Source organism: Herbiconiux sp. SALV-R1 (assembly GCF_013113715.1).
GTDB lineage: Bacteria > Actinomycetota > Actinomycetes > Actinomycetales > Microbacteriaceae > Herbiconiux.
Genome location: NZ_CP053344.1, coordinates 3065001 through 3090201, shown reverse-complemented (window position 1 = coordinate 3090201; position 25201 = coordinate 3065001). Strand labels below are relative to the sequence as shown.

Annotated in this window: 24 protein-coding genes; 18 read left to right on the top strand and 6 right to left on the bottom strand. The window is 70.1% G+C overall.

From position 1 onward, the window contains the following. The first annotated feature begins 24 nt into the window (after window positions 1-24). Window positions 25-861 (top strand): DeoR/GlpR family DNA-binding transcription regulator, encoded by an 837-nt coding sequence (locus HL652_RS14800; RefSeq protein ID WP_253743321.1) that lies wholly within the window; start codon window positions 25-27, stop codon window positions 859-861. 48 nt (window positions 862-909) lie between these two features. Here the strand turns inward: HL652_RS14800 and HL652_RS14795 are convergent, their stop codons facing one another. Continuing rightward, on the bottom strand, window positions 910-2430 hold the full coding sequence (locus HL652_RS14795; RefSeq protein ID WP_171706022.1) for a UxaA family hydrolase: 1521 nt from the start codon (window positions 2428-2430) through the stop codon (window positions 910-912). Window positions 2431-2523: 93 nt separating this feature from the next. On the opposite strand from HL652_RS14795, the gene HL652_RS14790 reads away from it, so the two are divergent. Next, on the top strand, window positions 2524-3288 hold the full coding sequence (locus HL652_RS14790; protein WP_171706021.1) for a 6-phosphogluconolactonase: 765 nt from the start codon (window positions 2524-2526) through the stop codon (window positions 3286-3288). Here HL652_RS14790 and HL652_RS14785 read toward each other — a convergent pair. Next, entirely contained in the window at window positions 3265-4287 is a 1023-nt protein-coding gene (locus tag HL652_RS14785) for a LacI family DNA-binding transcriptional regulator (protein ID WP_171706020.1), read from the bottom strand. The two genes, HL652_RS14790 and HL652_RS14785, sit on opposite strands and share 24 nt — an antisense overlap. A gap of 45 nt (window positions 4288-4332) precedes the next feature. Here HL652_RS14785 and HL652_RS14780 point away from each other — a divergent pair, with 45 nt between their 5' ends. From HL652_RS14780 to HL652_RS14725, 12 genes are all read left to right on the top strand, one after another. Next, the gene (locus HL652_RS14780) at window positions 4333-5757 is read left to right on the top strand and encodes a mannitol dehydrogenase family protein (protein WP_171706019.1); all 1425 of its coding nucleotides are present in this window, start codon (window positions 4333-4335) and stop codon (window positions 5755-5757) included. Continuing rightward, a complete protein-coding gene (gene melA, locus HL652_RS14775; protein ID WP_171706018.1) occupies window positions 5754-7082 on the top strand; it encodes an alpha-galactosidase in 1329 nt (442 codons plus the stop codon). The genes HL652_RS14780 and melA overlap by 4 nt, the downstream gene beginning before the upstream one ends. Window positions 7083-7154: 72 nt before the next feature. Next, a complete protein-coding gene (locus tag HL652_RS14770; protein ID WP_171706017.1) occupies window positions 7155-8468 on the top strand; it encodes an ABC transporter substrate-binding protein in 1314 nt (437 codons plus the stop codon). Between the two features lie 93 nt (window positions 8469-8561). After that, entirely contained in the window at window positions 8562-9998 is a 1437-nt protein-coding gene (locus tag HL652_RS14765) for a ferredoxin reductase family protein (protein ID WP_171706016.1), read from the top strand. 1 nt (window position 9999) lies between these two features. Continuing rightward, window positions 10000-10188: a hypothetical protein gene (locus tag HL652_RS14760; RefSeq protein WP_171706015.1), complete on the top strand. Its 189-nt coding sequence runs from the start codon at window positions 10000-10002 to the stop codon at window positions 10186-10188. Window positions 10189-10377: 189 nt separating this feature from the next. Beyond that, complete coding sequence (locus tag HL652_RS14755; protein ID WP_171706014.1) at window positions 10378-11514, top strand: M20/M25/M40 family metallo-hydrolase; 1137 nt, start codon at window positions 10378-10380, stop codon at window positions 11512-11514. Between the two features lie 65 nt (window positions 11515-11579). Beyond that, window positions 11580-12728: an FAD-dependent oxidoreductase gene (locus HL652_RS14750; protein WP_216603903.1), complete on the top strand. Its 1149-nt coding sequence runs from the start codon at window positions 11580-11582 to the stop codon at window positions 12726-12728. After that, the gene (locus HL652_RS14745; protein WP_171706013.1) at window positions 12725-13309 is read left to right on the top strand and encodes an amino acid synthesis family protein; all 585 of its coding nucleotides are present in this window, start codon (window positions 12725-12727) and stop codon (window positions 13307-13309) included. The genes HL652_RS14750 and HL652_RS14745 overlap by 4 nt, the downstream gene beginning before the upstream one ends. A gap of 15 nt (window positions 13310-13324) precedes the next feature. Next, on the top strand, window positions 13325-14104 hold the full coding sequence (locus HL652_RS14740) for a class II aldolase/adducin family protein (RefSeq protein ID WP_171706012.1): 780 nt from the start codon (window positions 13325-13327) through the stop codon (window positions 14102-14104). A 51-nt stretch (window positions 14105-14155) separates the two neighbouring features. After that, on the top strand, window positions 14156-15091 hold the full coding sequence (locus HL652_RS14735) for a 3-hydroxyacyl-CoA dehydrogenase NAD-binding domain-containing protein (RefSeq protein WP_171706011.1): 936 nt from the start codon (window positions 14156-14158) through the stop codon (window positions 15089-15091). Continuing rightward, window positions 15091-15960, top strand: coding sequence for an alpha/beta fold hydrolase (locus HL652_RS14730; RefSeq protein WP_171706010.1), 870 nt, complete (start codon window positions 15091-15093; stop codon window positions 15958-15960). Before HL652_RS14735 ends, HL652_RS14730 begins: the two co-directional genes overlap by 1 nt. Window positions 15961-15980: 20 nt before the next feature. Then, on the top strand, window positions 15981-16436 hold the full coding sequence (locus HL652_RS14725; protein WP_171706009.1) for a YbhB/YbcL family Raf kinase inhibitor-like protein: 456 nt from the start codon (window positions 15981-15983) through the stop codon (window positions 16434-16436). Window positions 16437-16513: 77 nt separating this feature from the next. Here the strand turns inward: HL652_RS14725 and HL652_RS14720 are convergent, their stop codons facing one another. The 4 genes from HL652_RS14720 to HL652_RS14705 all read right to left on the bottom strand — a co-directional run bounded on the left by HL652_RS14720 (window position 16514) and on the right by HL652_RS14705 (window position 20124). Continuing rightward, window positions 16514-18055 (bottom strand): GMC family oxidoreductase, encoded by a 1542-nt coding sequence (locus HL652_RS14720; RefSeq protein ID WP_171706008.1) that lies wholly within the window; start codon window positions 18053-18055, stop codon window positions 16514-16516. A 7-nt stretch (window positions 18056-18062) separates the two neighbouring features. After that, window positions 18063-18797, bottom strand: coding sequence for a pyridoxal 4-dehydrogenase, SDR-type (pldH, locus tag HL652_RS14715; protein ID WP_171706007.1), 735 nt, complete (start codon window positions 18795-18797; stop codon window positions 18063-18065). A gap of 49 nt (window positions 18798-18846) precedes the next feature. Beyond that, window positions 18847-19617: a 4-pyridoxolactonase gene (gene pldA / locus HL652_RS14710; protein WP_171706006.1), complete on the bottom strand. Its 771-nt coding sequence runs from the start codon at window positions 19615-19617 to the stop codon at window positions 18847-18849. 111 nt (window positions 19618-19728) lie between these two features. Beyond that, on the bottom strand, window positions 19729-20124 hold the full coding sequence (locus tag HL652_RS14705; protein WP_171706005.1) for a hypothetical protein: 396 nt from the start codon (window positions 20122-20124) through the stop codon (window positions 19729-19731). Window positions 20125-20298: 174 nt separating this feature from the next. Between HL652_RS14705 and HL652_RS14700 the strand changes: the two genes are divergently transcribed. The 4 genes from HL652_RS14700 to HL652_RS14685 all read left to right on the top strand — a co-directional run bounded on the left by HL652_RS14700 (window position 20299) and on the right by HL652_RS14685 (window position 25167). Then, window positions 20299-21399 carry a putative B6 ABC transporter substrate-binding protein gene (locus HL652_RS14700; RefSeq protein ID WP_171706004.1) on the top strand — a complete coding sequence of 367 codons (1101 nt, stop codon included), beginning with the start codon at window positions 20299-20301 and terminating at the stop codon, window positions 21397-21399. Between the two features lie 68 nt (window positions 21400-21467). Continuing rightward, window positions 21468-23072 carry a putative B6 ABC transporter ATP-binding protein gene (locus HL652_RS14695; protein ID WP_171706003.1) on the top strand — a complete coding sequence of 535 codons (1605 nt, stop codon included), beginning with the start codon at window positions 21468-21470 and terminating at the stop codon, window positions 23070-23072. After that, window positions 23069-24235 carry a putative B6 ABC transporter permease subunit 2 gene (locus tag HL652_RS14690; RefSeq protein WP_171706002.1) on the top strand — a complete coding sequence of 389 codons (1167 nt, stop codon included), beginning with the start codon at window positions 23069-23071 and terminating at the stop codon, window positions 24233-24235. The genes HL652_RS14695 and HL652_RS14690 overlap by 4 nt, the downstream gene beginning before the upstream one ends. Further along, window positions 24232-25167: an ABC transporter permease gene (locus HL652_RS14685; protein WP_171706001.1), complete on the top strand. Its 936-nt coding sequence runs from the start codon at window positions 24232-24234 to the stop codon at window positions 25165-25167. Before HL652_RS14690 ends, HL652_RS14685 begins: the two co-directional genes overlap by 4 nt. Window positions 25168-25201 lie beyond the last annotated feature (34 nt).

Here is a 25201-nt window from a genome sequence, read left to right as displayed (position 1 = left end):
TCGCTCACCTGTCATGATCGGTGCGTGGCCACCGCATCCAGCACCACCTCCGTCGCCGAACTGACCGGGTCGCGCAAGCGCTCCCGTCGTCTCGCAGCGATCCTTGATGCCGTCGCGGAGCAGGGCGAGATCTCCCTGCACGGCCTGCGCGAGCTGGTCGGCGGCTCCATCGCCACCGTGCGCCGCGACCTCACGGTGCTCGCCGACCAGGGGCTCCTGGTGAGAACGCACGGTGGCGCGAAGGCCACCAGCTCGGTGCTCGAACTCCCGGTCGACCTGCGCGACACCCGGTTCCAGGAGGCGAAGCGGAGGATCGCCCGCGCCGCGGTTGCCCTCGTGCCGCGAGAACGGCACGCCGTCGCCCTGAGCGGCGGGTCGACGACGGCGGGCGTGGCCCGCGAGCTCGCCCACCACTCCGATCTCACGGTGGTCACCAACTCGCTGTCGATCGCCTCGCTGGTGGCACCGCATCCGCGACTCAAGGTGGTGATGACGGGGGGCATCCTGCGCGCCCAGTCGCTCGAGCTCGTGGGCGTGCTCGCCGAAGGCACCTTCTCGGCGGTGAACATCGGCACCGCCATCCTGGGCGCCGACGGCGTCTCCGCCGAGGCCGGCATCACCACCCACGACGAGACGGAGGCCCGCACCAACCACGCCATGGTGGCCAGCGCGCGCCGCACCATCGTGGTGGCCGACGGCTCGAAGATCGGCCGCACCGCCCTCGCGCAGATGTGCCCCGCCGACCTCGTGCACGTGCTCATCACCGACGACTCCGCCGACCCCGCCGAGCTCGACCGCCTGCGCGCGTCCGGTGTCGAGATCATCGTCGTCGCGGCCGGCGAGGAGACCCCGGCGGCGTGAGCGCCGCGGGCGGGGTTCCGCGTCGGGCCCGCCGGGTGACCCCTCCGGTCAGGTGACCGCCCCGATGTGCCACGGCACGAACTCCTCCTGACCCGCTCCGATCTCCTCGCTCGCGGTCTTCTCGCCCGAGGCGACGGCGAGGATGCGGTCGAAGATCGCCTCACCCACCTCGCCCAGGCTCTGCAGACCCTCGACGATCATGCCGGCGTCGATGTCGATGTCGTCGCGCATGCGGCGCGCCAGCGCGCTGTTCGTGGCGACCTTGATGCTCGGCACGGGCTTGCAGCCGAACACGGAGCCCCGCCCCGTGGTGAACACGACGACGTTCGCGCCGCCCGCGACCAGCCCGGTGACCGAGACCGGGTCGTAGCCCGGGGTGTCCATGAAGGTGAACCCCTTCTGGGTCACCCGCTCGCCGTACTCGACGACGTCGACGAGCGGTGCGCTGCCACCCTTCGCCACGGCGCCGAGCGACTTCTCGAGGATGGTCGTGAGGCCGCCCTGCTTGTTGCCGGGCGAGGGGTTGTTGTCGAGCGTGCCCGCGCCCTCCTGCAGGTAGTCGTGCCACCAGTCGAGGCGGGCGAGCAGCCGGCGGCCCGTCTGCTCGTCGACGGCCCGGCGGGTGAGCAGGTGCTCCGCCCCGTAGATCTCGGGGGTCTCGGCGAGCACCGAGCTGCCGCCCCAGGCGACGAGCCGGTCTGAGGCCAGGCCGAGCGCCGGGTTGGCGGTGATGCCCGACAGGCCGTCGGAGCCGCCGCAGTTCAGGCCCAGCACGAGCTCGCTGACGGGTTCCGCCGCGCGGCCGAGGGCGTCGATGGCGGGCAGCATCGCGGTGATCCGCTCGATGCCGAGCGCGACCGTCGAGCGCACGCCTCCGCTCTCCTGGATGTTCAGGCGATCGATCACGGTGCTCCCGAGCGAGCCGCTCAGCAGGTCGAGCGTCACCATCTCGCAGCCCAGCCCGAGTACGAGGATCGCCGCGAAATTCGGATGCTCGGCATAGCCCCGCAGGGTGCGCACGAGCATGCGCGCTCCCTCCGAGTCGCCGACGATGCCGCATCCGCTCTGGTGGGTGAGGGCCATCACGCCGTCGACCTGCGGATGCGCGGCCAGCACCGCGGGGGTGAAGTGCTGTGCGATGAGCCGGGCGGTGGTGGCGGAGCAGTTCACCGAGGTGACGATGCCGACGTAGTTGCGGGTGCCGACCCTGCCGTCGGCGCGCCGGTAGCCCTGGAAGGTCGGCTCGGGGCCCGGCGGCCGCGCGGGCGGCACGACGTCGATGGCGAACTCGTGGTCGCGGTCGCCGGTGTCCATGACGAGGTTGTGGGTGTGGACGTGCGCGCCCCGCGGCACCGGGGAGGTGGTCGCGCCGATCACCTGCCCGTACTTCCTCACCCGGTGGTCGGCGGGCAGGTCGCGCACCGCGACCTTGTGCCCGGCGGGTATCGCGCCGGCGGCGACGACCCTCGATCCGTCGGACAGGTCGATCGGCCTGCCGTCGTCGCAGCTCGTGGTCACGACGGCGACGTCGTCTGCCGGGGAGAGCACGAGGGCTCGCACAAAGGTCATAGTTCCTCCATCAACTTGCAGCAAGATGCATACTAGTCCTGCAAGTCACTGCCGGGGGCATTCCCCGGCGTTCCACGAGAGGTGAGGTACGAGATGCACGAGTTCACGACGGACGAGCTGGAGGTGCGCGTCTTCGACGACGAGACGGCGATGGGGCGGGCGGCTGCAGCCGACGCCGCCGCACGCCTGCGGCAAGCGGTCGCCGAGCGGGGGGAGGCGAGAGTGGTGATCGCCACGGGCAACTCGCAGTACGCCTTCATCGATGCGCTCGTCGACCAGGAGGTGCCGTGGCGGCACGTGACGGTGTTCCACATGGACGAGTACCTGGGCATCGACGCCGATCATCCGGCGAGCTTCCAGCGCTGGATCAGGGAGCGCATCCAGAACCGGGTGCACCCTTTCCAGGTCGAGTACATCAGCGGACTCGGCGACCCGCAGGCCGAGGCCGCGCGGTATGAGAGCCTATTGCGGGCGGCGCCCCTCGACCTGGTGTGCATGGGCATCGGCGAGAACGGGCACCTCGCGTTCAACGAGCCGTTCGACGCCGACTTCTCCGACGACCGCTGGGCGCGCGTCATCACCCTGACGCCCGAGTCGCGGTCGCAGCAGGTGGGCGAGGGCCACTTCCCGACGGTCGACGACGTTCCCGCCCAGGCGATCTCGCTGACGATCCCGGCGCTCACCTCGGCGCGATGGGTGCAGATCTGCGCGCCCGAGAGCCGTAAGGCGGATGCGGTGCGCGCCACCCTGCACGAGGAGATCTCCGAGGCCGTGCCGTCGACCTTCCTGCGCCGGGTGTCGGGGGCGACCCTCTATCTCGACGCCGCCTCCGCGTCAGGACTGGGCAGTGCGGCGTGAGGTCTGGGGTGCCGGCCCGGTCGACTCCCGCACCACGAGACTGACGTCGAGGCGCACCCGGCTGATCGGCTCGCCGGGGCGGGTGATGTGCGCGGTGAGTTCGTCGACCGCCACCCGTCCCGCGCGGTCGCCCGGGATCTTGATGGTGGTGAGCGAGGGGTACGCGGTGGCCGAGAGCGGGTTGTCGTCGATGCCCACCACGCTCACGTCATCGCCGATGCGGAGCCCGCGGAACTGCATGCGAGCCATCAGCCCGAGGGCGATCATGTCGTCGTACGCGAGCACTGCCGTCGCGTCGGAGGCGGAGACGAGGTCGGCGGCGTGCACGCCCGAGGTCATGGTCGGTTCGAACGGCCCGAACTCGGTGAGTTCGCCGCCGAGGCGTGACATGGCCTTGCGCACCGCGGTGCGCCGCTGGTCGTTCGACCAGGAGCTCGACGGGCCGTTCAGGTATGCGATGTGCCGGTGGCCGAGCGCCCACAGGTGCTCGACAGCCATGGCGATGCCCTCGTGCGGTTCGAGGGTGATCTGCGGCAGGAACGGCACGTCGCGGTTGATGACGACCGTCGGCCCGAGCAGCGCGATCTCGCGGAGATCGTCGTCGTCGGCCCTGGGGGAGATGAGGACGAGGCCGTCGACCTTGTCGTGCAGAAAGCGCGCCCTGGCGAGTTCGTCGCGCGGGTGCTCGTCGGTGTCGGCGATCAGCACGGGGATGCCCGCAGCCCCCGCGCGCGCCTGGATCGCCCGGATGATGGGCGGGAAGAACGGGTTGGCGATGTCGGGGACGATCACGCCGATGCCCGTCGGCTGGGCGCGCGGGCGGCTGGTGCTGGGGTGCTCGTACCCGAGCGCTGTCGCCTCGGCGAGCACGAGCTCGCGGGTGCGCGGCGCGACCTTGCCCGGGTCGGCGAAGGCCCGCGAGACGGTCGACTCCGACAGCCCCAGGCGGGCGGCGATCTGCGCGAGCGTCACCGCCGCATCCTCGTTCCGGACCGTCACAAGAGTCAGTGTAGTCACGGGCCGCCGGGCGCACGGGGCGCACGCATGACCGCGCGCGTCACGCGGCGCGCGGTCGAGCGCGCTCCGAGGGCTTCGGTGAGCCCGCCCGTGGCGAGGCCGGCGCAGACGGGCGTCGTGCACCTCGGGGTGGGGGCGTTCGCGCGCGCCCACACCTTCCACTACACCGAACTCGCCGCCGAGCGGGCGGGGAGCGCTGCCTGGGGCATCCTCGGCGTCACCGGCCGGCGGCCCGAGAGCGCCGAGGTGCTGCGTGCCCAGGAGGAGCTGTACGGGGTGCTGTTCCGCGAGGGTGCGGAGTCCCGCCTGCGCTGGGTGGGATCGCTCACCGGGGTGGCCGCCTCGTCGGAACGGCATCGCGTCACGGCGGCGATCGCCCACGAGCAGACGCGGGTGGTGACGCTCACCGTCACCGAGAAGGCCTACGCGCCCGACAGTGTTCCGCTCGGGCTGCTCGCGCACGGCCTCCGACGACGCCACGAGGCCGGCGGGGCGCCGCTCACCGTGCTCAGCTGTGACAACCTGCTCTCGAACGGTCGCCGTCTCGAGCGGCTCGTGCGCCACGTCACGCGTGGGGCGCCCGCCGCATTCCGACGGTGGCTCGCCGACGACGTCGCCTTCCCGTGCTCGGTGGTCGACCGCATCACGCCGAGCACGACCGCCGTCGACCGCGACGAAGCCGGCACACTGAGCGGATTCGCCGACGCGGCGCTCGTGGTGGCCGAGCCCTTCGGGCAGTGGGTGATCAAGGACGACTTCGCCGGTTCCCGCCCGCCGTGGGAGCTCGCCGGGGCGGTCTTCGTCGCCGACGTCGAGGTGTACGAGGCGGGCAAGCTGCGCCTGCTCAACGGCACTCACACGCTCATCGCGTGCGCGGGCGCGGTGCTCGGCCACGCCACGATCGTCGAGGCGATGGGCGACCCCCGTCTGCTGCGCTGGTGCCTCCGCTGGCAGGAGGAGGCGCAGCGCACCCTGCCCGCACTCGACGGGGTCGACTGGGGCGACTACGCCCGGGAGGTGCGGGGCCGCTTCTCGAACCGGGGCCTCACCCACACCACGGCGCAGATCGCCCGTGACACCTCCCAGAAGGTCGGGATGCGCATCCTCGAGCCCGTGCTGGAGGCGCGCGCGCAGGGTCGGGAGGCTCCAGCCGGTGCCTTCGCCGTCGGGGCCTGGGCGGCGCTCGTGCTGCGTCAGGTGGAGACCGGCGGTGATCTCGACGACCCGCTGGCCTCCGCCCTCGCTGAACTGGTGGGCCGGTCGCAGCGACGGGTCGACGCGGTCGTCGAGGGTCTGCTCGATCTCGTGGTGGAGGAGGAGCGTCGGGGCGTGCTCGGCGCCGCGTTCGTGAGGGAGGCCGCTGATCACGCGCGGTGCCTGTTCACCGGAGGGAATGAATCCGATGACAGGGCTTGCAGAAACTCGCAGCAAGGCGCAACAATATGGCTGTGACTCGAATCATCTTCATCGGTGCCGGCAGTGTCGTCTTCACCCGACAGCTGCTGGCCGACCTGCTCCAGTTCGACGACCTCGGCCCGCTCGAGGTGGTGCTGCACGACATCTCGCGCGACCGCCTCGACGTCGCGCTCGGCACCGCCCATCAGCTCGCCGAGCGGTTCGGCCGGGTGGCCGCGTTCTCGGCCACCACTGATCGGCGCCGCGCGCTCGAGGGCGCCGACTTCGTCGTCAACGTGGTGCTCGTGGGTGGGGCGGCGCCCGGGCGCATCGATCTCGAGGTGCCCGCCGAGCTCGGTCTGCTGCAGACCGTCGCCGACACCACGGGCATCGGCGGCGTCTTCAGGGCGTTGCGCACCTTCCCGCTGCTGTCGGCGATCGCCCGCGACATGGCCGAGCTGTGCCCGACTGCCCTCTTCCTCAACTACACGAACCCGATGGCCATGAACGTCGGGTGGCTCGCCGCCGTCGCGCCGTGGCTGAAGAGCTACGGGCTCTGCCACAGCATCTACTGGACGGTGCACGACCTCTGCGAGCTCGTCGGGGTTCCGCTGGAGGGCACACGGTTCCGCGCGGCGGGTGTCAATCACCAGTCCTGGCTCACCGAGTGGACCCACGACGGCGAAGACCTCTATCCCCGGCTACGGGACCGCATCGCCGCCGACCCCGAGCTCGAGAGACGGGTGCGGGTCGAGATCTTCCGGCGCATCGGCTCCTACCCGACCGAGAACAGCGAGCACTCAGCCGAGTACACCTCGTGGTTCCTGCGCACGCCCGAGCAGATCGAACGCTACCGCCTCGTCCCGCTCTGGCACATCGCCTCCGACGAGCAGAACCTCTCCGCCTACGAAGACGCGCGGGCCGCGCTCGCCGAGGGGCGGCAGCTCGCACTCGAAGACGAGGCGACCGAGTACGCACCGCAGCTCATCCACTCCCTGGTGACGGGCAGCGAGCGCGAGATCCACGTCAACGTCGTGAACGACGGACTGATCGACAACCTGCCGGCGGATGCGGTCGTCGAGGTGCCCGCGATGGTGAACGGATCGGGGGTGACCCCGATCCGCATGGGGCGCATCCCGACCGCCGGTGCCGCACTCAACCGCTCTGCGGTGTCGCTCGCCGAACTCACCCTCGAGGCGGCGCTCACCGGCGACCGCGAGAAGGTGCGGCAGGCGGTGCTCGCCGATCCCCTCGCCACAGCCGTGCTGACACCCGCCCAGATCTGGAGTCTCTGCGACCGCCTCACCGAGCTGCACGCTGCGTACCTGCCGGTCGAGCTCGGCGGGCAGGCGGAGCTCGTCGACGTCCCCTCACCCCGCTGACCCCACCCACCGACCCCACCGCACCGACCACAGCACCCCTGCACCCCTGCACCCCTGCGAAGGAGCATCACCATGACCCAGCACCACCGCCGCATCGTCGCGGCAGCAGCCCTGTTCACCGCCTCCGCCCTCACCGCCGCTCTCGCCGGCTGCGCGGGCCCGGCTCCGGTCACCGAACTCGACACCGACGCCGACGTCACCATCGAGGTGTGGTCGGGGCAGGTCGACGCGGTTCAAGAGACTCTGCAGGCGCTCGCCGACGAGTACCACGAGGCCCACCCGAACGTCACCGTCAAGCTCTCGTCGGGAGCGCCCACGGCCGACCTGCTGCTGCAGAAGCTGCTCTCGGGCTTCGCCGCCAACCAGTACCCCGACGTCTCCTACGCCTACGGCCGCTGGGCGAGCGAGCTCCACGACTCGGGTCGCACCCTCGACATCGCGGAGGCCGTCGAGGATCCCGCTGTCGGCTGGGACGACTTCCCCGCCGCCGCCCGCCAGACCGTGCAGCCCTCCGGCGAGGAGATCATCGGGTTCCCCGCCGTCATCGACAACATCGGCCTCATCTACAACAAGACGATCTTCGACCAGGCGGGCCTGGACTACCCCACCGACGACTGGACCTGGGACGACTTCCGCGAGGCGGCCAGAGAGCTGACCGACCCTGCGACGCAGGTGTTCGGGTACGGCACCACGGTCTCGGGCACCGGCTCGACCGCCTTCCAGTTCTGGCCGCGCCTGTGGCAGAACGGCGGGCAGATCCTCGACGACGACTCGAAGGGGGCGGCCTTCAACTCGGCGGCCGGGGTCGAGGCGCTCGCCGACCTCCAGGCCATGGCGATCGACGACAAGAGCATCTACCTCGACCAGACCGAGACGCAGTACCTCCAGCTGTTCGCCAGCGACCGCATCGCCATGGTGACCTCGGGCCCCTGGAACCTCACCGACTTCAAAGCCGCCGGCACCGACTACGGCGTGGTGCAGCTGCCCGGCACCGACGGCGACCACCAGACCGTGGGTGGGCCCGACATGTGGGCGCTGCTCGACCACGACGACGTGAACCGTGCCTACTGGGCGACCGACTTCACGAACTGGCTCACCCAGCCCGAGCAGGATGCGCGGTTCAATGTCGAGAACGGCAACCTGCCGCTGCGCACCTCCGAGCTCGACACCGACGCCGTGAAGGAGCAGTCGGCGGTCTACCCCGGCTACGACGTCTTCGTCGAGAACCTCGGCAACATCGAGAACGCCCTCCCGACCGCCGACGGTTTCGCCGATGTCGCCACCGCGGCCGGCAAGGCGATCTCGGAGGTGCTGCAGGGCCAGGGCGACCCTCAGAGCGCGCTCGACGACGCCGTCCAGGAATCGAACGCCGCCCTCGCGAAGTAGCGGGCGCGCTCCGGCGCGCGGCGCAGTGCTCCTTGCCGACCGCGGTGTACTGTTCGGCAGGGAGCACTGGTCGCTCCGGAGGCGGGGGAGGCGATGCGGGCGAGCGCGGTGCGGGGGCTGGTGGAGCGGCGGAGCCGCGCCGCCTTCGCGGTGTGGGTGGCGATGTACACGCTGCTCGCGGTGCTTCCGCTGCCGCTCGCGCTGATCAGTCTCGACCCGGGCCGCGGGTTCTGGGTCAACCTGTCGATCGCGTTCGGCTTCGTGGGGCTCGCCATGTTCGGGCTGCAGTTCGTGATGGTGGCGCGCACCTTCGTGGTGGTGCACCCGGTGGGCATGGACCTCGTGCTCGGCTTCCACCGCCAGATGGCGTACCTCGCGACGCTGCTGGTGTTCGCGCATCCGATCATCCTGTTCCTGGTCGACTCGCGCTTCCTCGGCCTCCTCGACGTGTTCACCTCGCCGCTGCGGGCGAAGTTCGCGGTGTCGTCGTGCGTGCTGCTGCTCGTGCTGATCGCGCTCTCCGTCTTCAGACAGCGGCTGCGCCTCCGCTACGAGACCTGGCAGATCACGCACGCCGTGCTCGCCGTGGCCGTCGTCATCACCGCCCTGCTGCACGTGCTGCTCGTCGGCTACTACGTGCGGGAGTGGTGGGAGCAGCTGCTCTGGATCGTGCTGAGCGTCGCCTTCATCGGCCTGGGCGTGTGGGTGCGGCTGCTGAAGCCCGCGCTGCGGCAGCGCCGCCCCTGGGTGGTGGAGTCGATCGAGCGCGAGGCGGGCGTGACCACCATCACCATCCACCCGCGCGACCGGGTTCCCGAGTTCGCCCCGGGCGTGCCGCACGAGCATCCGCACGAGCACGATCGTGAGAACGGCGGCAGCCGCTCCGAGATGGCCTCGGGGCTGGCGACGCGCCCCTTCCGCTTCGAGCCCGGCCAGTTCGCCTGGCTGCAGGCGCGCCGCTCGGCCTTCGCCCTCACCTACCACCCCTTCTCCATCTCCTCGAGCGCCGAGCATCCCGAACGCATCAGCTTCGCCATCAAGGAGCACGACCACTTCAGCCGCGACATCGCCGACCTGCAGCCGGGCGACCGGATGTTCGTCGACGGCCCCTTCGGTGCCTTCGTGCTGCCGCCCACCGGCCCGCTCGTGCTCATCGGCGCGGGAGTCGGGGTGACCCCGCTGCTCAGCATGCTCGAGACCCTCGCCGACCGTCGCGACACCCGGCGCTGCGAGATCTGGCTCGGCAACCGTGACGAGACGAGCATTCCGGGCCGTGCCGAGCTCGAGGAGCTGACCGCGCGGCTCGACCTGGAGGTGGTGCACGTGCTGTCACGACCGACGGATGCGTGGGCCGGCCCTCGCGGACGGGTCGACGCCGCGTTCGTCACGAGCAGGCTGCCGCAGGTGGCACCGGGCTCGACCTTCTGCATCTGCGGGCCCGACGCGATGATGGACGACATCGAGGCGGCGCTCTCCACCGCCGGTGTGCCGAGCGATGCCATCCGCTCCGAGCGCTTCGGGATGGTGTGAGATGTGGCGTTCCCGAGCTGCCCGCCGCGCCACCGTCGCGGTCACCGTCGTGATCCTCGCCGTCTGCGTCGTGTGGGCGCTGGCGGTGCAGACCCTGGTACCGAACGCCTGCGAGCTCAGCACCCCGCCCGCGAACGCGGGCCCGCTCGTGTGCCCGACTCCCACCCCGGCGCCGACACCCGCACGCTGACCCGCTGAGTCGCCGGTCCGCGGCGCCGATCCGCGTGGTCGCCTCACCCGCTCCGGCGGGTCATCGTCGACCCCGGATATTAAGGCCTTGTTACATTTCGCCTCGTCATGAATAATTCACTGCAGCGCATCATATGCTGACACTGCGATCCATATTGTAAGAATCGGCGAATCACTGGGGAGGACCTCGATGGCACCGGAGCAGGTCGACGAACGCTTCAAGGCGGCTCTCGACGAGCGGGCGGCAGACGTCGCCGCGATCGTGGAGTTCATCACCGCCCACCCCGAACTCGCCCATGAAGAGGTCGAGAGCTCCGAGCACCTCGTCGCCCGTCTCCGCGACGCGGGTTACTCCGTCACCACCGGTGTCGCGGGCATGCCGACCGCCTTCCGGGCCGAGCTCGTCGGGGGTGCGCCCGGCTCCACCGTCGGCGTCGTCGCCGTGTACGACGCCGTCGCCGCGAAGAGCCCCGAGGGTGACGTCGCTCCCGTGCACTCCTGCGGCCACGGCGCCCAGTCGGGCGGCGTGATCGGCGCCGCGCTCGCCCTCGCCGCGGTGCGCGACGAGCTGAGCGGCACCGTCGTGATCGTCGGCTGCCCCGCCGACGAGATTCACTCCCCGCGCACCCGCGAACTCGGCAGCGGCAAGGCGCTGAGCGCCGCGCGCGGCCTGTGGGACGACATCGACGTCGCCCTCTACCCCCACCCCGAGTTCATCGACACCGTCTGGCCGTCGTCGCTCTGGATGCGGCGGGAGTCGGTGCGCATCGTCGGCATCCGCACCCTCAAGCGCGACGTCGTCTCCAGCCCGCTCGATGCCCTCGCCGTCATCGCGCGCATCCCCTCCACCTTCGACCCCGCCCGCCTCATGGTCGAGACCGTGCTCCTCGACGGCGACGTCGAGGAGTCGGCGGGCATGGTGATCGACGCGAGCTTCCTGCTCTTCGCCGACACCGAGCAGGAGCTCGACGCCCTCGCCGCCGAGCTCAGAGGGCAGTTCGGCGAGGGCACCTGGTCGAGCTCGGCGGCGATCGCCGAGGTGCGGCCCGATGCCGCCGTCACCGCCCTCGTCGCCGACGCCTTCGCGGCGGCCGGCCGCGACTTCATCGCCGACCCCCCGGCGCTCGGCTTCGCCACCGACTTCGGCAACGTCACCCAGGTGGTGCGCGCCGCGATCGTGGGCGTCGGCCGTGAGGAGGGCTGGCGCTACCACACGCCCACCGGCGGCGAGGAGTTCGCGGGGCCCGCCGGCACTCGCAACGCGCTCGACATCGCCGAGGTGATCGGCCTCGCCGCTCTCAGGATCGGAGCCGCACGCGATCTGTGAGCCTCCGCTCGCAGACCGTCGACGGCCCCACGTACAGCCATGCACAGAACAGACAGGACCAGCTCATGACCGACAGCCCACGCCGCGCCGAGATCTCGGGCGGAGGCTTCGCGGGACTCACCGCGGCCACCGCCCTCGCCCAGATGGGGTGGCGCGTGCGGGTTCACGAGCGAGCAGCGGAGCTCCGGGCCGAGGGCGCGGGCATCGTGCTCTGGAACAACAGCCTCCAGGTGCTCGACCGCATCGGGGCCACTCCCGACCTCGACTCGCGCTCGATGACCCCGCCCGCGTACGAGACCCGCATGAACAACGTCATCCAGTCGCAGGAGACGCTCGACGGCATCCGCTGGCGCACCATGACGCGCCCGCACCTGCACCAGAGCCTGCTCACCGCGGCGCGCGAGTCGGGCGTCGAGATCGTCGCGGACTCCGAGGTCACGGGCGCCACGGCGGAGGGTGTCGTGAGCTTCGCCGACGGCTCCACGGCCGAGGCCGAGCTCGTGGTCGGCGCCGACGGCGTCGGCTCGGCGGTGCGCGACTCGCTCGGCATCCCGCTGAAGCGCGAGCGCTCGCGCGACGGCATCACCCGCTTCCTCGTGCCCCGGCGCAAGGCCGAGCTTCAGGCGCTCGAGCCCGACACCGAGTGGGACAACGTCATCGACTTCTGGAACCTCGAGCCTCGCGTGCTGCGCGTGCTCTACACCCCGGCGAACGACGAAGAGCTCTACATCGCCCTCATGTCACCGGCCGCCGACGCCGCAGGCTCGCGGGTGCCGATCGACCTCGAGCTGTGGACCTCGGTGTTCCCGCAACTGGCACCGGTGCTGCAGGATGCGGCGGGCATCCAGGGCCGGTACTACGGCTACCAGACCACCCGGCTCGACCACTGGACCGAGGGGCGGGTGGCCCTCATCGGCGACGCCGCGCACGCCATGTGCCCGGCGCTCGCGCAGGGTGCGGGCACCGCGATGCAGAACGCCTGGACCCTGGCCGTCAAGGCCACCGAGGCGCTCGCCGCGGGCGACGACCTGCCGACCGCCCTGCGCGACTGGGAGCGCCTCGAGCGCCCCGTCACCGACCTGGCCCAGAACCGGTCGCAGTGGTACGCCGACACCCGCGAGATGGCCAAGGGCAATCAGTTCGTGGGCGAGAGCGTCGAGACCGCCCTCTACAATCCGACCGACCCCCACCGACACGAGGTACACGCAGCATGAGCATCGACTCCATCTACAAGGTCCGCGCCTGGCACTCCTTCGTGCAGGAGACCGTGCACGAGCTCGGCCCCGCACCCGAGCAGCCCCTGGTGAAGGCCGCGGTCGCCGTGGTGTTCGAGAACCCGTTCTCCGGTCGCTGGGTCGACGACCTGTCGCCGCTCACCGACGCGAGCGCCTCGCTCGGCACCGAGCTCGGCGAGCGCGCGGCGGCGCTGCTCGGCGGCCGGCCCGTCGAGAGCTACGGCAAGGGCGGCATGGTGGGCGTGAACGGGGAGCAGGAGCACATCGTGGCTTGCGTCACCACCGTGTTCGGCAACGCGCTCCGCGACGCCGTCGGCGGCGGCGAGGCCTGGATCTCCTCGGCCACCAAGGTCGCCCCGACCGGCGCCACCATCGACATCCCGCTCGCGTTCAAAGACGAGGTGTACGTGAGGTCGCACTACGACGCCATCACCCTCGCCCTTCCCGACGCACCCCGCCCCGACGAGATCGTCATCATCGCCGCCGTCGCCACCGGAGGGCGCGTGAACGCGCGCGTCGGCGGCATGACCGTGGCCGAGGTGCGCGCAGGCGCACAGTAGACCCAGGAGGAGATCATGAGCTATTCGCACACCCAGTACTACGAAGACCAGTCCATCGCGAGCATCCTCGCCGACGTGGCGCGAGCGCACCGCATCCTCGAGCTCGAGGGCCACGGCGACATGTCGATGGGTCACCTGTCGTTCCGCGACCCGTTCGGCCGCGGGCTGTGGCTCAAGCGCGGCAACCTCGCGCTCAGCGAGGTGGAGGGTGACGACTTCATCCTCATCGACTTCGACGGCACCGTGCTCGAGGGCACCGGGCTCCGCCACCTCGAGTGGCCGCTGCACGCCGAGATCATGAAGGCGCGCCCCGACGTGAACTTCGTGGGCCACTCGCACGCGCACTACTCGACGGTGCTCGGCGCCTCGGAGGAGGAGCTCAAGCCCTACAACAACCACGGCGTGTGGTTCGCCTACGAGGGCGTGCCCCGCTTCGCCGAGACCAGCCACATCATCACCACGGTTCCGCTCGGCGTGGCCGCGGCGAAGGCCCTGGGCGACGCGCAGGCGATCCTGCTGGCCAACCACGGCGTGGCCTTCGTCGGCAGCACCGTGGCCGAGGTGACCCTGACGGGAATCTTCCTCGAGAAGGCCGCGCGCTTCCAGGTCGACCTCAAGTCCTCCGGTTTCGCCCCGATCGAACCGGATGCGGAGGAGACCAAGGAGAAGTTCGACCGCATCTACCCGGCGAAGGCCCAGCACAACTTCTGGACCTTCTTCAACCGCCGACTCGACCGTGTCGAGGGCGCCTTCGGCACCGGTATCTCGCCGATCGCGCTGCCCCCGGGCATCTGAGCCCACCGACCCCATCGACCCCACCCACGTACCGCGAAAGAGAGCACGAAGATGAGCAGTCTCCCCACCATCGCCACCGTCATCGGTTCGGGCACCATGGGCCCCGGCATCGCCGCGACCCTGGCCCGCGCCGGCGCCACCGTCCGTCTCTACGACATCTCCGACGACGCGATCGCGCGTGCCGAGGCCGCCTACGGCGTCGTGCAGAACGTGCTCGAGGCCGTCGACTCGCCGTCGGCCCCCGGCGGCTCGGTGAGCTTCGGCACCGACCTCGACGCAGCCCTCGAGGGCACCGAGCTCGTCATCGAGGCCGTGCCCGAGAAGCTCGAGCTCAAGCAGCAGGTGCTCGCCGACCTCGAGGCCCGCATCGGCGACGAGGTCATCATCGCCAGCAACACCTCCGGCATCCCGATCAGCACCATGGCCGAGTCGATGACCCTGCCCGGCCGCCTCATCGGCATGCACTGGTCGAACCCGCCGCACCTCATCCCGATGATCGAGATCATCCCCGGCAAGGCCACCGACGAGGCGCTCGTCGGCAAGCTCACCGAGATCGTCAAGGCGTTCAACTACGTGCCCGTGCTCGAGAAGGAGATCCCCGGCTTCGTCGAGAACCGCGTGCTCTACGCCATCCTCCGCGAGTGCATGGCGCTGCTCGAAGAGGGCATCGTCACGCCCGAGGGCCTCGACGCCTGTGTGAAGTGGGGCATCGGCTACAAGCTCTCGGTGATCGGCCCGACGCGCCTGCTCGACATGGCGGGGCTCGACATCTACCAGGCCGTCTCGAGCTACCTCAACAAAGACCTCGACAACAGCACCGACACCCCCGAGTTCATCAAGGAGAAGATCGCGGAGGGCAAGCTCGGCTTCAAGTCGAACGGCGGCATGTACGAGTACGGCGAGGGCGACGTCGACGCCAAGCGCAAGGAGATCATCACCGGTCTCATCGCCGCCCGCAAGACGCTCTCCTCCATCCCGAACGTCTGATGGCGGGCGCCGTCTCGCACACCGGCCCGGCGACCTCGCCGGCGCCGGTGACGGTCGAGAGCATCGGCGACGGTCTCAGCCGCACCCGGGGCGCCGATGTCGACATCGCGTTCCGGGTGCGGGGCGAGGGCCCCGCGGTGGTGCTGCTGCACGGCACCTCGGCGAACCACGCCGTGTGGGAGCCCGTGGGCGACCTGCTCGAGGGGCGCGCCACCGTGATCGCGCTCGACCAGCGCGGGCACGGCCGCAGCGACAAGCCCGCCACCGGGTATCGCGGCGACGACTTCGCCTCCGACGTCGTGACCGTGCTCGACGCCCTCGGCATCGAGCAGGCGGTCGTGGGCGGGCACTCGCTCGGCGGCCGCAACGCGTGGCTGGCGGCCGCCCGCCACCCCGAGCGGGTGACCCGCGCCGTGGTGGTCGACTACACGCCCTTCGTCGAGGCCGCCGTGCTCGACGAGCTCGACGTGCGGGTGGCCATGGGCTTCCGGCGCTTCACCGGGCCCGCCGAGATCGAGGCCTACCTTGCCGATCGCTACCCGCGCATCCTGCCCGGTGCCGTGTCGCGGCGCGCCCGCTGGGGCTACCGCGAAGTGGCCGAGGGGGCCTGGGAGCCCCTCGCCTCGGCCGAAGCCATGGCGCAGCTCATCGACGGGTTCCGCACGCCGTTCGCCGAGGAGTTCCAGGGTGTTCCGCATCCGATGGTGCACCTGCGCGGAGATGCGAGCAAGATCGTGAGCGAGAGCGCGTGGCGCTCGGCGCGTGAGGCCAGACCCGGCGACCGCTGGGTCGAGGTCGAGGGTGCCGACCACTACATCCCCGAAGAACTGCCCGACCTGGTCGCGGCAGAGATCGCCCGCGTCCTCTGACGCCGAACGAAAGGAACACCATGCCCCTGTTCATCGACAAGCTCGCTGTCTCGAGCCCCGACTTCAACAACCTCGGCCGCATCCCCGAGGAGTTCAGCGCCGACGGCGGCAACAAGACCCCCGTCGTGGAGTTCACCGGCGCGCCGGAGGGCACCGTCGAGCTCGCCCTCATCGTGAACGACCCGGATGCGCCCCTCGCGCAGGGCTTCACCCACTGGGTGGTCTATGGCATCGCTCCCGACGCCCAGACGCTCGACCTCGAGGCCGAGGGCGTGCGCGTGGCTCCGAACGGCGCGGGCGTCGCGTCGTACTTCGGCCCGCAGCCGCCCGCCGGGCACGGCGAGCACCACTACTACTTCTTCGTCTACGCGCTCGGCACGAAGGTGGAGGGCGAGCCCACCCGCGAGGAGTTCCTCACCCGCTACGCCGACGACATCATCGAGCAGGCGCGCTACGTGGGTCTGTTCAGCCGCTGAAACCGACCCTCGAAGCACGAACGCCGCTCCGGATGCTCCGGGGCGGCGTTCGTGCGTGACGGCGTGATGCGGAGGGGTCAGCGGGTGTACTCCGCTGCGAACGACTCCGCGATCGCTATCGTTGCGGCGTGAACCGGGCCCGCCGTGATGGAGGGGATGACCGAGGCGTCGACCACGTGGAGGTTGTCTAGCCCGCGGAAGCGCAGGTCCGGGGTCACCGGTGCCTCATCGGAGGAGCCCATGCTCAGCGTGCCCACCGGGTGGTGGTGGGTGATGGCCGCGCGCGCGATGAAGGCGTCGGCCTCGGCGTCGCTCTGCACCGCCGTGCCCGGGAGCACCTCGTGGTCGCGCCAGGCGGAGAGGCCCTCCGAGCCGCCCACCAGGCGCGCCCGCTCCAGGGCGAGGCGGAACATCGCGCGGTCGTGCTCGGTGTCGAGGTAGTTCGGGTCGATCACGGGGGCGTCGGCGAGCGACGGGCCCGAGATGGCGAGCGAGCCGCGGCTGGTCGGGTTGGTCACGCCGAACAGCAGCGTGTAGCCCTCGCCGGGCACCACGTCGGCGGCCTGATCGGCAAGTGCCTCCGAGGCGCTGGGGCCGACCACGCAGCCCACGACGATGTCGACGGCTCCCGCGCTCTGCTCGAGGCCGTGACGCGACTGGTAGGTCATCGACTCCGACAGCTGCAGCCGGGTCGGCGGCACCGGGATGCGCGAGGCATACAGGTTGCCGGCCCCGAGCAGGTGGTCGTGGAGGTTCTTCCCCACCTGTGCCGACTCGAGCACGGTGCTCACGCCCGCCGCCGCCAGCACCGCGGGGTCTCCGATGCCCGAACGCATGAGCAGCAGCGGGTCGCCGATGGAGCCTCCGCAGAGGATGACCTCGCCGGCCTCCAGCACCTCGTCGACGCCGTCGCGGGTGACGGCCACGCCGGTGACACGGCCTCCTCCGATGAGGAGCCGGTGCACGTCGACACCGGTGAGCAGTGTGAGGTTCGGGCGATCGAGCACCGGGTCGAGGTACACGTCGGAGACCGTGACCCGCTCGCCGTCGCGGATGGTGAGCGAGTTGGGCGTCGCCCCGAGCATCTCGCCGCCGTTGTGGTCGGGGATGCGCGGCACGCCGAGCGCCTCCCAGGCGGCCAGGTAGTCCTGCACCAGCGGGGAGGAGAGCTCGGGGCCGGGCAGCAGCACCGGGAGCGGCCCGTCGTCGCCGTGCACCGCATCGGCGCCACCCGAGAAGGTCTCCGACCGTGTGAAGGCGGGGAGCAGCGCATCCCACCCCCATCGGGCGTCGCCGGTGAGCACGACCCAGCGGTCGAAGTCGGCGCGGCAGCCGCGCATGTGAGCCATGGCGTGCACCAGGCTCGAACCGCCCGGGCCCTTGCCGCGGGCCCAGTCGAGCGATCGCCCGGCGAGGCCCTTCTGCGGGGTTGTGCGGTAGTCCCAGTCGTAACTGCGATGGTGGATGAACGGCCACAGCTCGGGCCGTCGCATCTCGGGGTCGGTGACACGCTCGCCGGCCTCGAGCACGGTGACGCGCCGGGACGGGTCGGCGCTCAGCCGACGCGCGACGACGCTGCCGGCCGAGCCCGCGCCGATGATGAGGACGTCGGAACCCATGCCGGCGTCAGTTGCGCGTGTGGCCGGCGTCGACCACGAGGGTCTGCCCGGTCACCCAGCCGGCCTTCTCGCTGGCGAGGAAGGCGACGGCGGGCGCCACGTCTTGCGGGAGACCCCGGCGGTCGAACGCCTGCATCGGAACGACGTAGTCGAAGCCGGCCTGGTGCGGGCCGGAGAGCACGCCCTCGCTCGCGATGATGCCGGGGGCGACGGCGTTGATGGTGATGCCGAGCCGGCCGAGCTCGCCGGCCAGTGCGCGCACGAGACCGATGGAGGCGCCCTTCGTCGCCACGTAGTGGGCGCAGTCGGGGGTGCCGGCCACGAAGGTGTTCGAGGCGATGTTGACGATGCGCCCGTAGCCCGCCTTGCCCATCACGGGCGTCACGGCGTGGGTGACGAGGTAGAGGCCGTCGAGGTTCACCGACATGACCTTGCGCCATTCCTCGAAGGTGATGTCGGCCCACGGGGTGAGCGGCACCAGTGCCGCGTTGTTCACGAGCACGTCGATGCGGCCGAACTCGGCGACGATCTCGTCGACGACCTGGGAGACCCGCTCCGGGTCGCTCACGTCGAGCTTCTTCGCCACCCCGCCGTTGCGAGCGGCGACGGCCTCCGCGCCCTCGAGGTTCACGTCGGCGACGACCACGGTCATCCCCTCGCCGGCGAGCTCGTCGGCGATCGCGGCTCCGATGCCCTGGGCTGCTCCGGTGACGAGGGCCACCCGTCGGGTCTGGTCGGTCATGTCGTGCTCCTTATATATAGCTGTCGATCGCAACTGTCGATCGGAGGTGTCAGGCCTGGCCCTCGCCGCCGCCGTAGTAGGCGGGGGCGAGCTTCCAGGTGAGGTAGGGCTCGAGCTCGTGCGAGGGGTACACGTCGGCGTCCTTCGTGCGCGCGAGGTAGTTCAGGCGGCGGATCGCCTCGACCGACTTGGTGGGGTCGAGGTGGAAGCCGGCGATCCACTCCTTCTCGAGAGTGGTGCGGGTGTAGGCGGCGTCGCCGCAGAACAGCATGTTGCGATCGTTCTCGAGCTCGACGAGCAGCGAGTAATGGCCGATCGTGTGACCCGGGGTCTCGAACAGCCAGACACCGGGCACGATCTCGTAGTCGCCCGAGATGGGCGTGTAGCTCACGCCCTCGTGGTCGAACGAGAGGTCGGAGTAGCCGAGACGCTCGAAGGGCTCGGGCACCTTGGCGTGCCGCAGCTCCTCCTTGTGCACGAGCGTGGTGGCCTTGGTGAGGTACTTGTTGCCGCCCACGTGGTCGAAGTGGAAGTGCGAGTTCACCACGATGTCGACGTCTTCGGGTGTGAAGCCGCACTTCGCCAGCTGGGCGGGGATGGTCTGCTCCTCGGTCTGCTCGGGCAGCTCGAACGGGAGCACCCGGTTCACGTGGTCGAGGTCGAAACCGGTGTCGAACAGGATGAGCGCATCCGGATGCTCGATCAGCACGCTGTACACCGGGAAGCGCACGGGGTTGCCGGCGTTGATGTGCCAGTGCACGTCGGACTCGTCGATGACGAGAGTTCCTCCGTCGAGCAGATACACCTTCGGATCCGTCATCGGGATGCTCCGATCTTTATCATCATTCGGTAATTGTCGATCACGTTATGAGAACGCTGCGAGCGGTGTCAAGGATCCGCCGCACTGTTCACAGACTCGAAACACACGGTCTCAGCCGCCGGCCTCGACGCCGGGGAAGTCCTCGAAGTGGGGCATGCCGGTGTAGAACGCCCAGCGGTAGCAGTGATCGAGCATGGGCGTGAGGGCGAAGTCGCCGACGCAGGTGGCGTCCTGGTAGCGGTCGCCCGAGTCGTCGACGTAGTGGGTGCGGCAGAGCACCTTCCAGGTGGTCGAGCTCACCGAGGGGTCGTCGATGAGGTGCTCCGACGGCAGCCAGCACTCGGTGCGGGTGATCGTGGCGGGGTCGACGTTCGACGTCGGGCCCGCCACCTCCGCTAGCGTGGCGAGGGCCGCGGCGTCGTCGTCAGTCAGCGCCGGAGCGCTCGAGCAGCCGGCGAGCGCCAGCACGGAGACGGCGAGAAGGGCGATGAAAGGGCGTGATGTCACGGGCAGAACCTCCTGGCGTCATCGTCGACTCCGCGTGTTTCGGACAAGTAACAACTCGATTTCGGGCTTGGCAAGCTCGGATTCTTCTCATATCGTAGCGTCACCCCTGCACAATGTAAGAGGATCCGAAGCAAAGAAGCCGGGGCCCATCATCCTGAGAGGAAGATTCTGGCAATGAACATTCTCACCAGCGGTGGCCGGCGGCGCACAGCGTCGCGACTGGTCGTCGTCACCGTCTCCGGCGCACTCGCGCTCAGCCTCGCCGCCTGCTCCTCAGGCCGCGGCGGCGACGCCCCCACCGACGACTCGACCGCGTCGGGAGGCACCGAGGTCACGCAGTTCGCCCTCGTCGCCCCCGAGAACGAGTCGGACTACGGCTACAACCAGGCCGGTATCGAGGCCGCCAACGAGGCGGCGAAGGAACTCGGCATCGAGGTGACCATCGTCCCCGACGCCGGCTACGACAACATCGAGACCGTCCTCACCCAGGTCGCCGACGGGGGAGCGCAGTTCATCGTCGCCCACGCCTCCGGCTACAACGTGGGTGCCGCGGCCACCGCCGCCGCCAAGAAGGTGCCGATCCTCATCCAGGACGCCGGCGAAGACGAGAACGTGCCCGGCCAGATCGCCGCCGCCAAGCCCGAGGGCCAGGAGGGCGGCTACCTCGCGGGCATCGCCGCCGCCATGGCGACCACCTCGAAGAAGGTCGGCATCGTGGTCTCGGCCGACAACGCGAACTGGTTCGCCATGTCGTCCGGCTTCGCCGAGGGCGTCTACAGTGTCGACCCCAGCATCCAGGTGCTCTACACCTCGGTCGGCCCGGCGGCCTACGCCGACGCCGCCGGCGGCAAGGTCGCGACCGAGCAGATCATCGCCTCGGGCGCCGACGTCGTGTTCGGCATGGGCGACGGAGCGACCCACGGTTACCTGCAGGCCATCGACGCCGCGTCGAACGTGAAGTACATCGCCGACATCGGTGACGTCACCCCGGGCCTCAGCGACCCGTCGAAGCTGCTCACCTCGGTGCGCTGGAACTACGAGCCCGCCTACGTCGAGGCCATCAAGGACGTCGACGCCGGCACCTTCGGCACCAAGACCTACCCGGTCGACGTGGAGAACGGCGGCATGTACCTTCAGGACACCGACGCCATGACCCCGGAGATCAAGGCCGCCGTCGACAAGGCCTCCGAGGGCATCATCGATGGGAGCATCACGCCCACGATCGCCACGTCGGCCGACGAGGTCGCCGCGGTCATCGCCGCCAAGGGCAACTGACCCGACGCCTCGACGGGGCCGGCTCTCCCGGGAGCCGGCCCCCCACCCGCCACACACAAGGAGCATCCGTGACGACAACGGCCACGAGCGAGGTCATCTCGCTGAGGGGCATCACCAAGGCCTTCCCGGGGGTGATCGCCAACAACGACGTCTCGCTCGACATCGTCGGCGGACAGGTGCACTGCCTGCTCGGCGAGAACGGAGCCGGCAAGTCGACGCTCATCAGCATCCTCGCCGGCATGCAGCAGCCCGACTCGGGGACCATCTCGATCGGCGGAGCGCCGGTCGACATCTCCTCGCCGAAGGTGGCGGTCGACTACGGCATCGGCGTGGTGCACCAGCACTCCACGCTCGTGCCCGCGTTCACGGTGCTCGAGAACCTCATGCTCGGCGAGTCGGGCGCAATGCAGAACAAGAAGCGGGCCACCGAGCGGCTCGAAGAGCTCGCGGAGCTCCTCGGCGTGCGCATCGACCCGCACGCCCTCACCTCCGACCTCGGTCTCGGCCAGCAGCAGCAGGTGGAGATCGCCAAGGCGATGTGGAAGGGCAGCCGCCTGCTCGTGCTCGACGAGCCCACCTCGATGCTCACCCCCCAGGCCATCGAGCACCTCGGCGAGAGCATCGACCGGGTCAAGGCCAACGGCCTCGCCGTCGTGCTCATCACCCACAAGCTGCGCGAGGCCTACGACATGGGCGACTGCGTCACCATCCTGCGCGGCGGCCGCAACGTCGGCCACATCTCCGAGGCCGAACTTGCCTCGTACACCGAGCAGCAGGCGCAGGATGCGATCCTCGCCGCCATGTTCGGCGACGAGCTGGTCGCCTCGTCGGCCAGCACCGCCGAGCTCGCCGACCTGGCCGGCGCCACCGAGGCCACCCGCGAGACCCGGTCGATCGACTTCTCGGCACGGCCCGTGCGGCTCGAGCTGCGCGGGGTCTCGAGCAAGGGTCTCGGCCGCGACGTCGAGGCCGAAGACGTCTCGCTCACCGTGCACGAGGGCGAGATCCTCGGCATCGCGGGCATCGACGGGCACGGCCAGCAGGCGCTCGCCGAACTCGTCGCCGGGCAACGGCCCGCCTCGTCGGGCACCGTGCTGTTCGACGGTGCCGACATCACCCGCTCGGGCGTGCGCAGCCGGCAGCAGCAGGGCGTGCGCTACGTCACCGACGACCGCCTGCACGAGGGCACCATCGGCTCCATGTCGGTGGCGCTCAACCTCGTCATCAAGCGCATCGGCCAGGCCCCGTTCTGGAAGGCGGGGCGCATCCAGCCCAAGGCCGTCGACGTGGAGGCCCGCCGTCTCATCGACGAGTACGGCATCCGCACCCCGTCGCCGGCGACCCGGGCGGGAACGCTCTCGGGCGGCAACATCCAGAAGATCCTGCTCGCCCGCGAGCTCACGAACGGCGCCCGGCTGGTGGTGGTGAACAAGCCCACCTACGGGCTCGACCTCAAGACCGTGCACCTCGTGCGCGAGCTGCTCATCGACTTCGCGGCGTCGGGCGGCAGCGTGCTGCTGCTGTCCACCGACCTCGACGAGCTCATCGAGCTCTCCCACCGCATCGAGGTCATCTCCCGCGGCCGCCTCGTCGGCGGCGTGGTGAACGACGGGCCGGGAACGGCCGAGAAGGTGGGCCACTACATGACCGGAGCGATCGAGGGCACCGAATGAACACCGAGACATCTGCCGCGCGTCGCTTCGCGGAGGGCTTCATCAGGGCCGTCGTGCCCGTGCTGCTCGCACTCATCGTGTCGGCCTTCGTGATGATGGCCATCGGCGCGAGCCCGCTCGAGTTCTTCGCCGGCGTCTGGAAGTACGGCATCACCGGCAACAACTGGCAGCGCAGCCTCGTGCTCATGGCGCCGCTCGTGATCGTGGCGGTGGGCCTCATCGTCGCCTTCCGCGGGCAGCTGTGGAACCTGGGCTACAACGGCCAGTACCTCCTCGGCGCCGTCGTCGCGTCGGGTCTCGGGCCCATCCTGTTCGACGTCATGCCCGCCTTCCTCGCCACCATCGTCGTGTTCATCGTGGCCGTGCTCGCGGGGGCGGTGTGGTCGCTCATCCCGGCCATTCTCAAAGCCCGCTACGGCACGAACGAGATCATCACCTCGCTCGTCATGTCGTTCATCGCGGTGGGCGTGGTGAACCTGCTCATCAAGGGCATCTTCAAAGACCCCGGAGTGACCACCCCGCAGACCGCGGTCATCCCCGATGACGAGCTGCTGCCCTACATCCCGGGCACCCAGATCCACATCGGCTTCGTCATCGCGATCGTGCTCGCCGTCGTCGCCCAGTTCGTGCTGAGCCGCACCTCGTTCGGTCTGCGGGTCGACATCTTCGGGGCGAGCCCGAAGGCGGCCCGCCACGTGGGCCTCAACTCGACCTGGATGGTCATCCTGCTGTTCGCGCTGTCGAGCGGGCTCATCGCCTTCGCCGGATCGATCGACATCCTCGGCCAGTTCACCTACCAGCGCGCCGACTGGGACCCGCGGTACGGCGACGCCGTCATGCCGCTGGTGTTCCTCGCCCGGTTCCGGCCGGTCGCGGCCATCCCGTTCGTGGCGTTCTACGCCGTGCTGGCCACCGGCGGCACCCTCGCCGCCCAGCAGGCGGGGCTCAACGTCGACTTCCTGCTCGTGATCGTCGGCCTCATCCTGCTGTTCATGACCATCACCGAGTACATCGGCGACCGGCGACGGCTCGGGCAGAGCTACGTGCCGGCCGGGCTCCGCCGCACGGTGCTGAAGCCCTTCCTCGGCTCCTCGGTGGCCTCCTCCTCGGCGGGCACCTCGGGCACCGAGAACCGCAGCGCATCGGAAAGGACCCCGGTATGAGCGACATGCTCACGGCCGCCTTCGTCACGGTCTTCATCGCCACCGTGCTCTCCCAGGCCATGCCGCTCATGCTCGCGGCGGTCGGCGAGACCATCGGCGAACAGGCGGGTGTGCTCAACCTCGGCATCGAGGGCGTCATGCTCATCGGCGCCTACTCCGCCTTCGTCGCCACCCTGGTCTCGGGCAGCTTCTGGGTCGGCGTGCTCGCCGGCATCGTCGGCGGCATCGTCGGCAACCTCGCCATGCTGGTGCTGAACGTGTGGCTCGGCCTCAACCAGATCGTCATCGGTCTCGCCGTGACGCTCATCGGCGAGGGCATCACGAGCGTCCTGTACCTGCAGAACTACACCAAGTCGCCGGCGAGCCTCGGCGCTGCGCCGAAGCTCGCCATCCCGGGGCTCTCCGACATCCCCGTGATCGGCCCGTCGCTGTTCGGCCAGACCGGCATCTTCTGGATCGCCGTCATCGTCGCCCTCGGCCTCGCCTTCGCCATGGCCCGCACCAACTGGGGGCTGTCGACCCGGTCGGCGGGGCAGAAGCCGTCGTCGCTCGACGCGGCGGGCGGCAGCGTGATGCGCACCCGTTCGATCGCCGTGCTGCTGAGCGGCGCGCTGGTCGGCTTCGGCGGCGCCTACCTGTCGCTCATCACGACCGCGACGTTCAGCCCGATGCTCACCAACGGTCTCGGCTTCATCGCCATCGTCATCACCATGCTGTCGCGGGGGCGCATCCTCGTCGTCATGATCACCTCGCTGGTCTACGGTCTCGCCGTAGCCATCGGCCCCGCGCTCCAGGTGATCGGGTTCACCGTGCCCGCCGACATCATCAAGATGCTGCCGTTCATCATCGTCATCCTCATGCTCATCGTCTTCGCGCGGAGTTCCGTGGTGCCGCCCGCCCTGGGCACGCCGTACACCCGCGGTGCTCGATGACGACGGATGTCGCGCAACTCGCGGGTAGGATCGA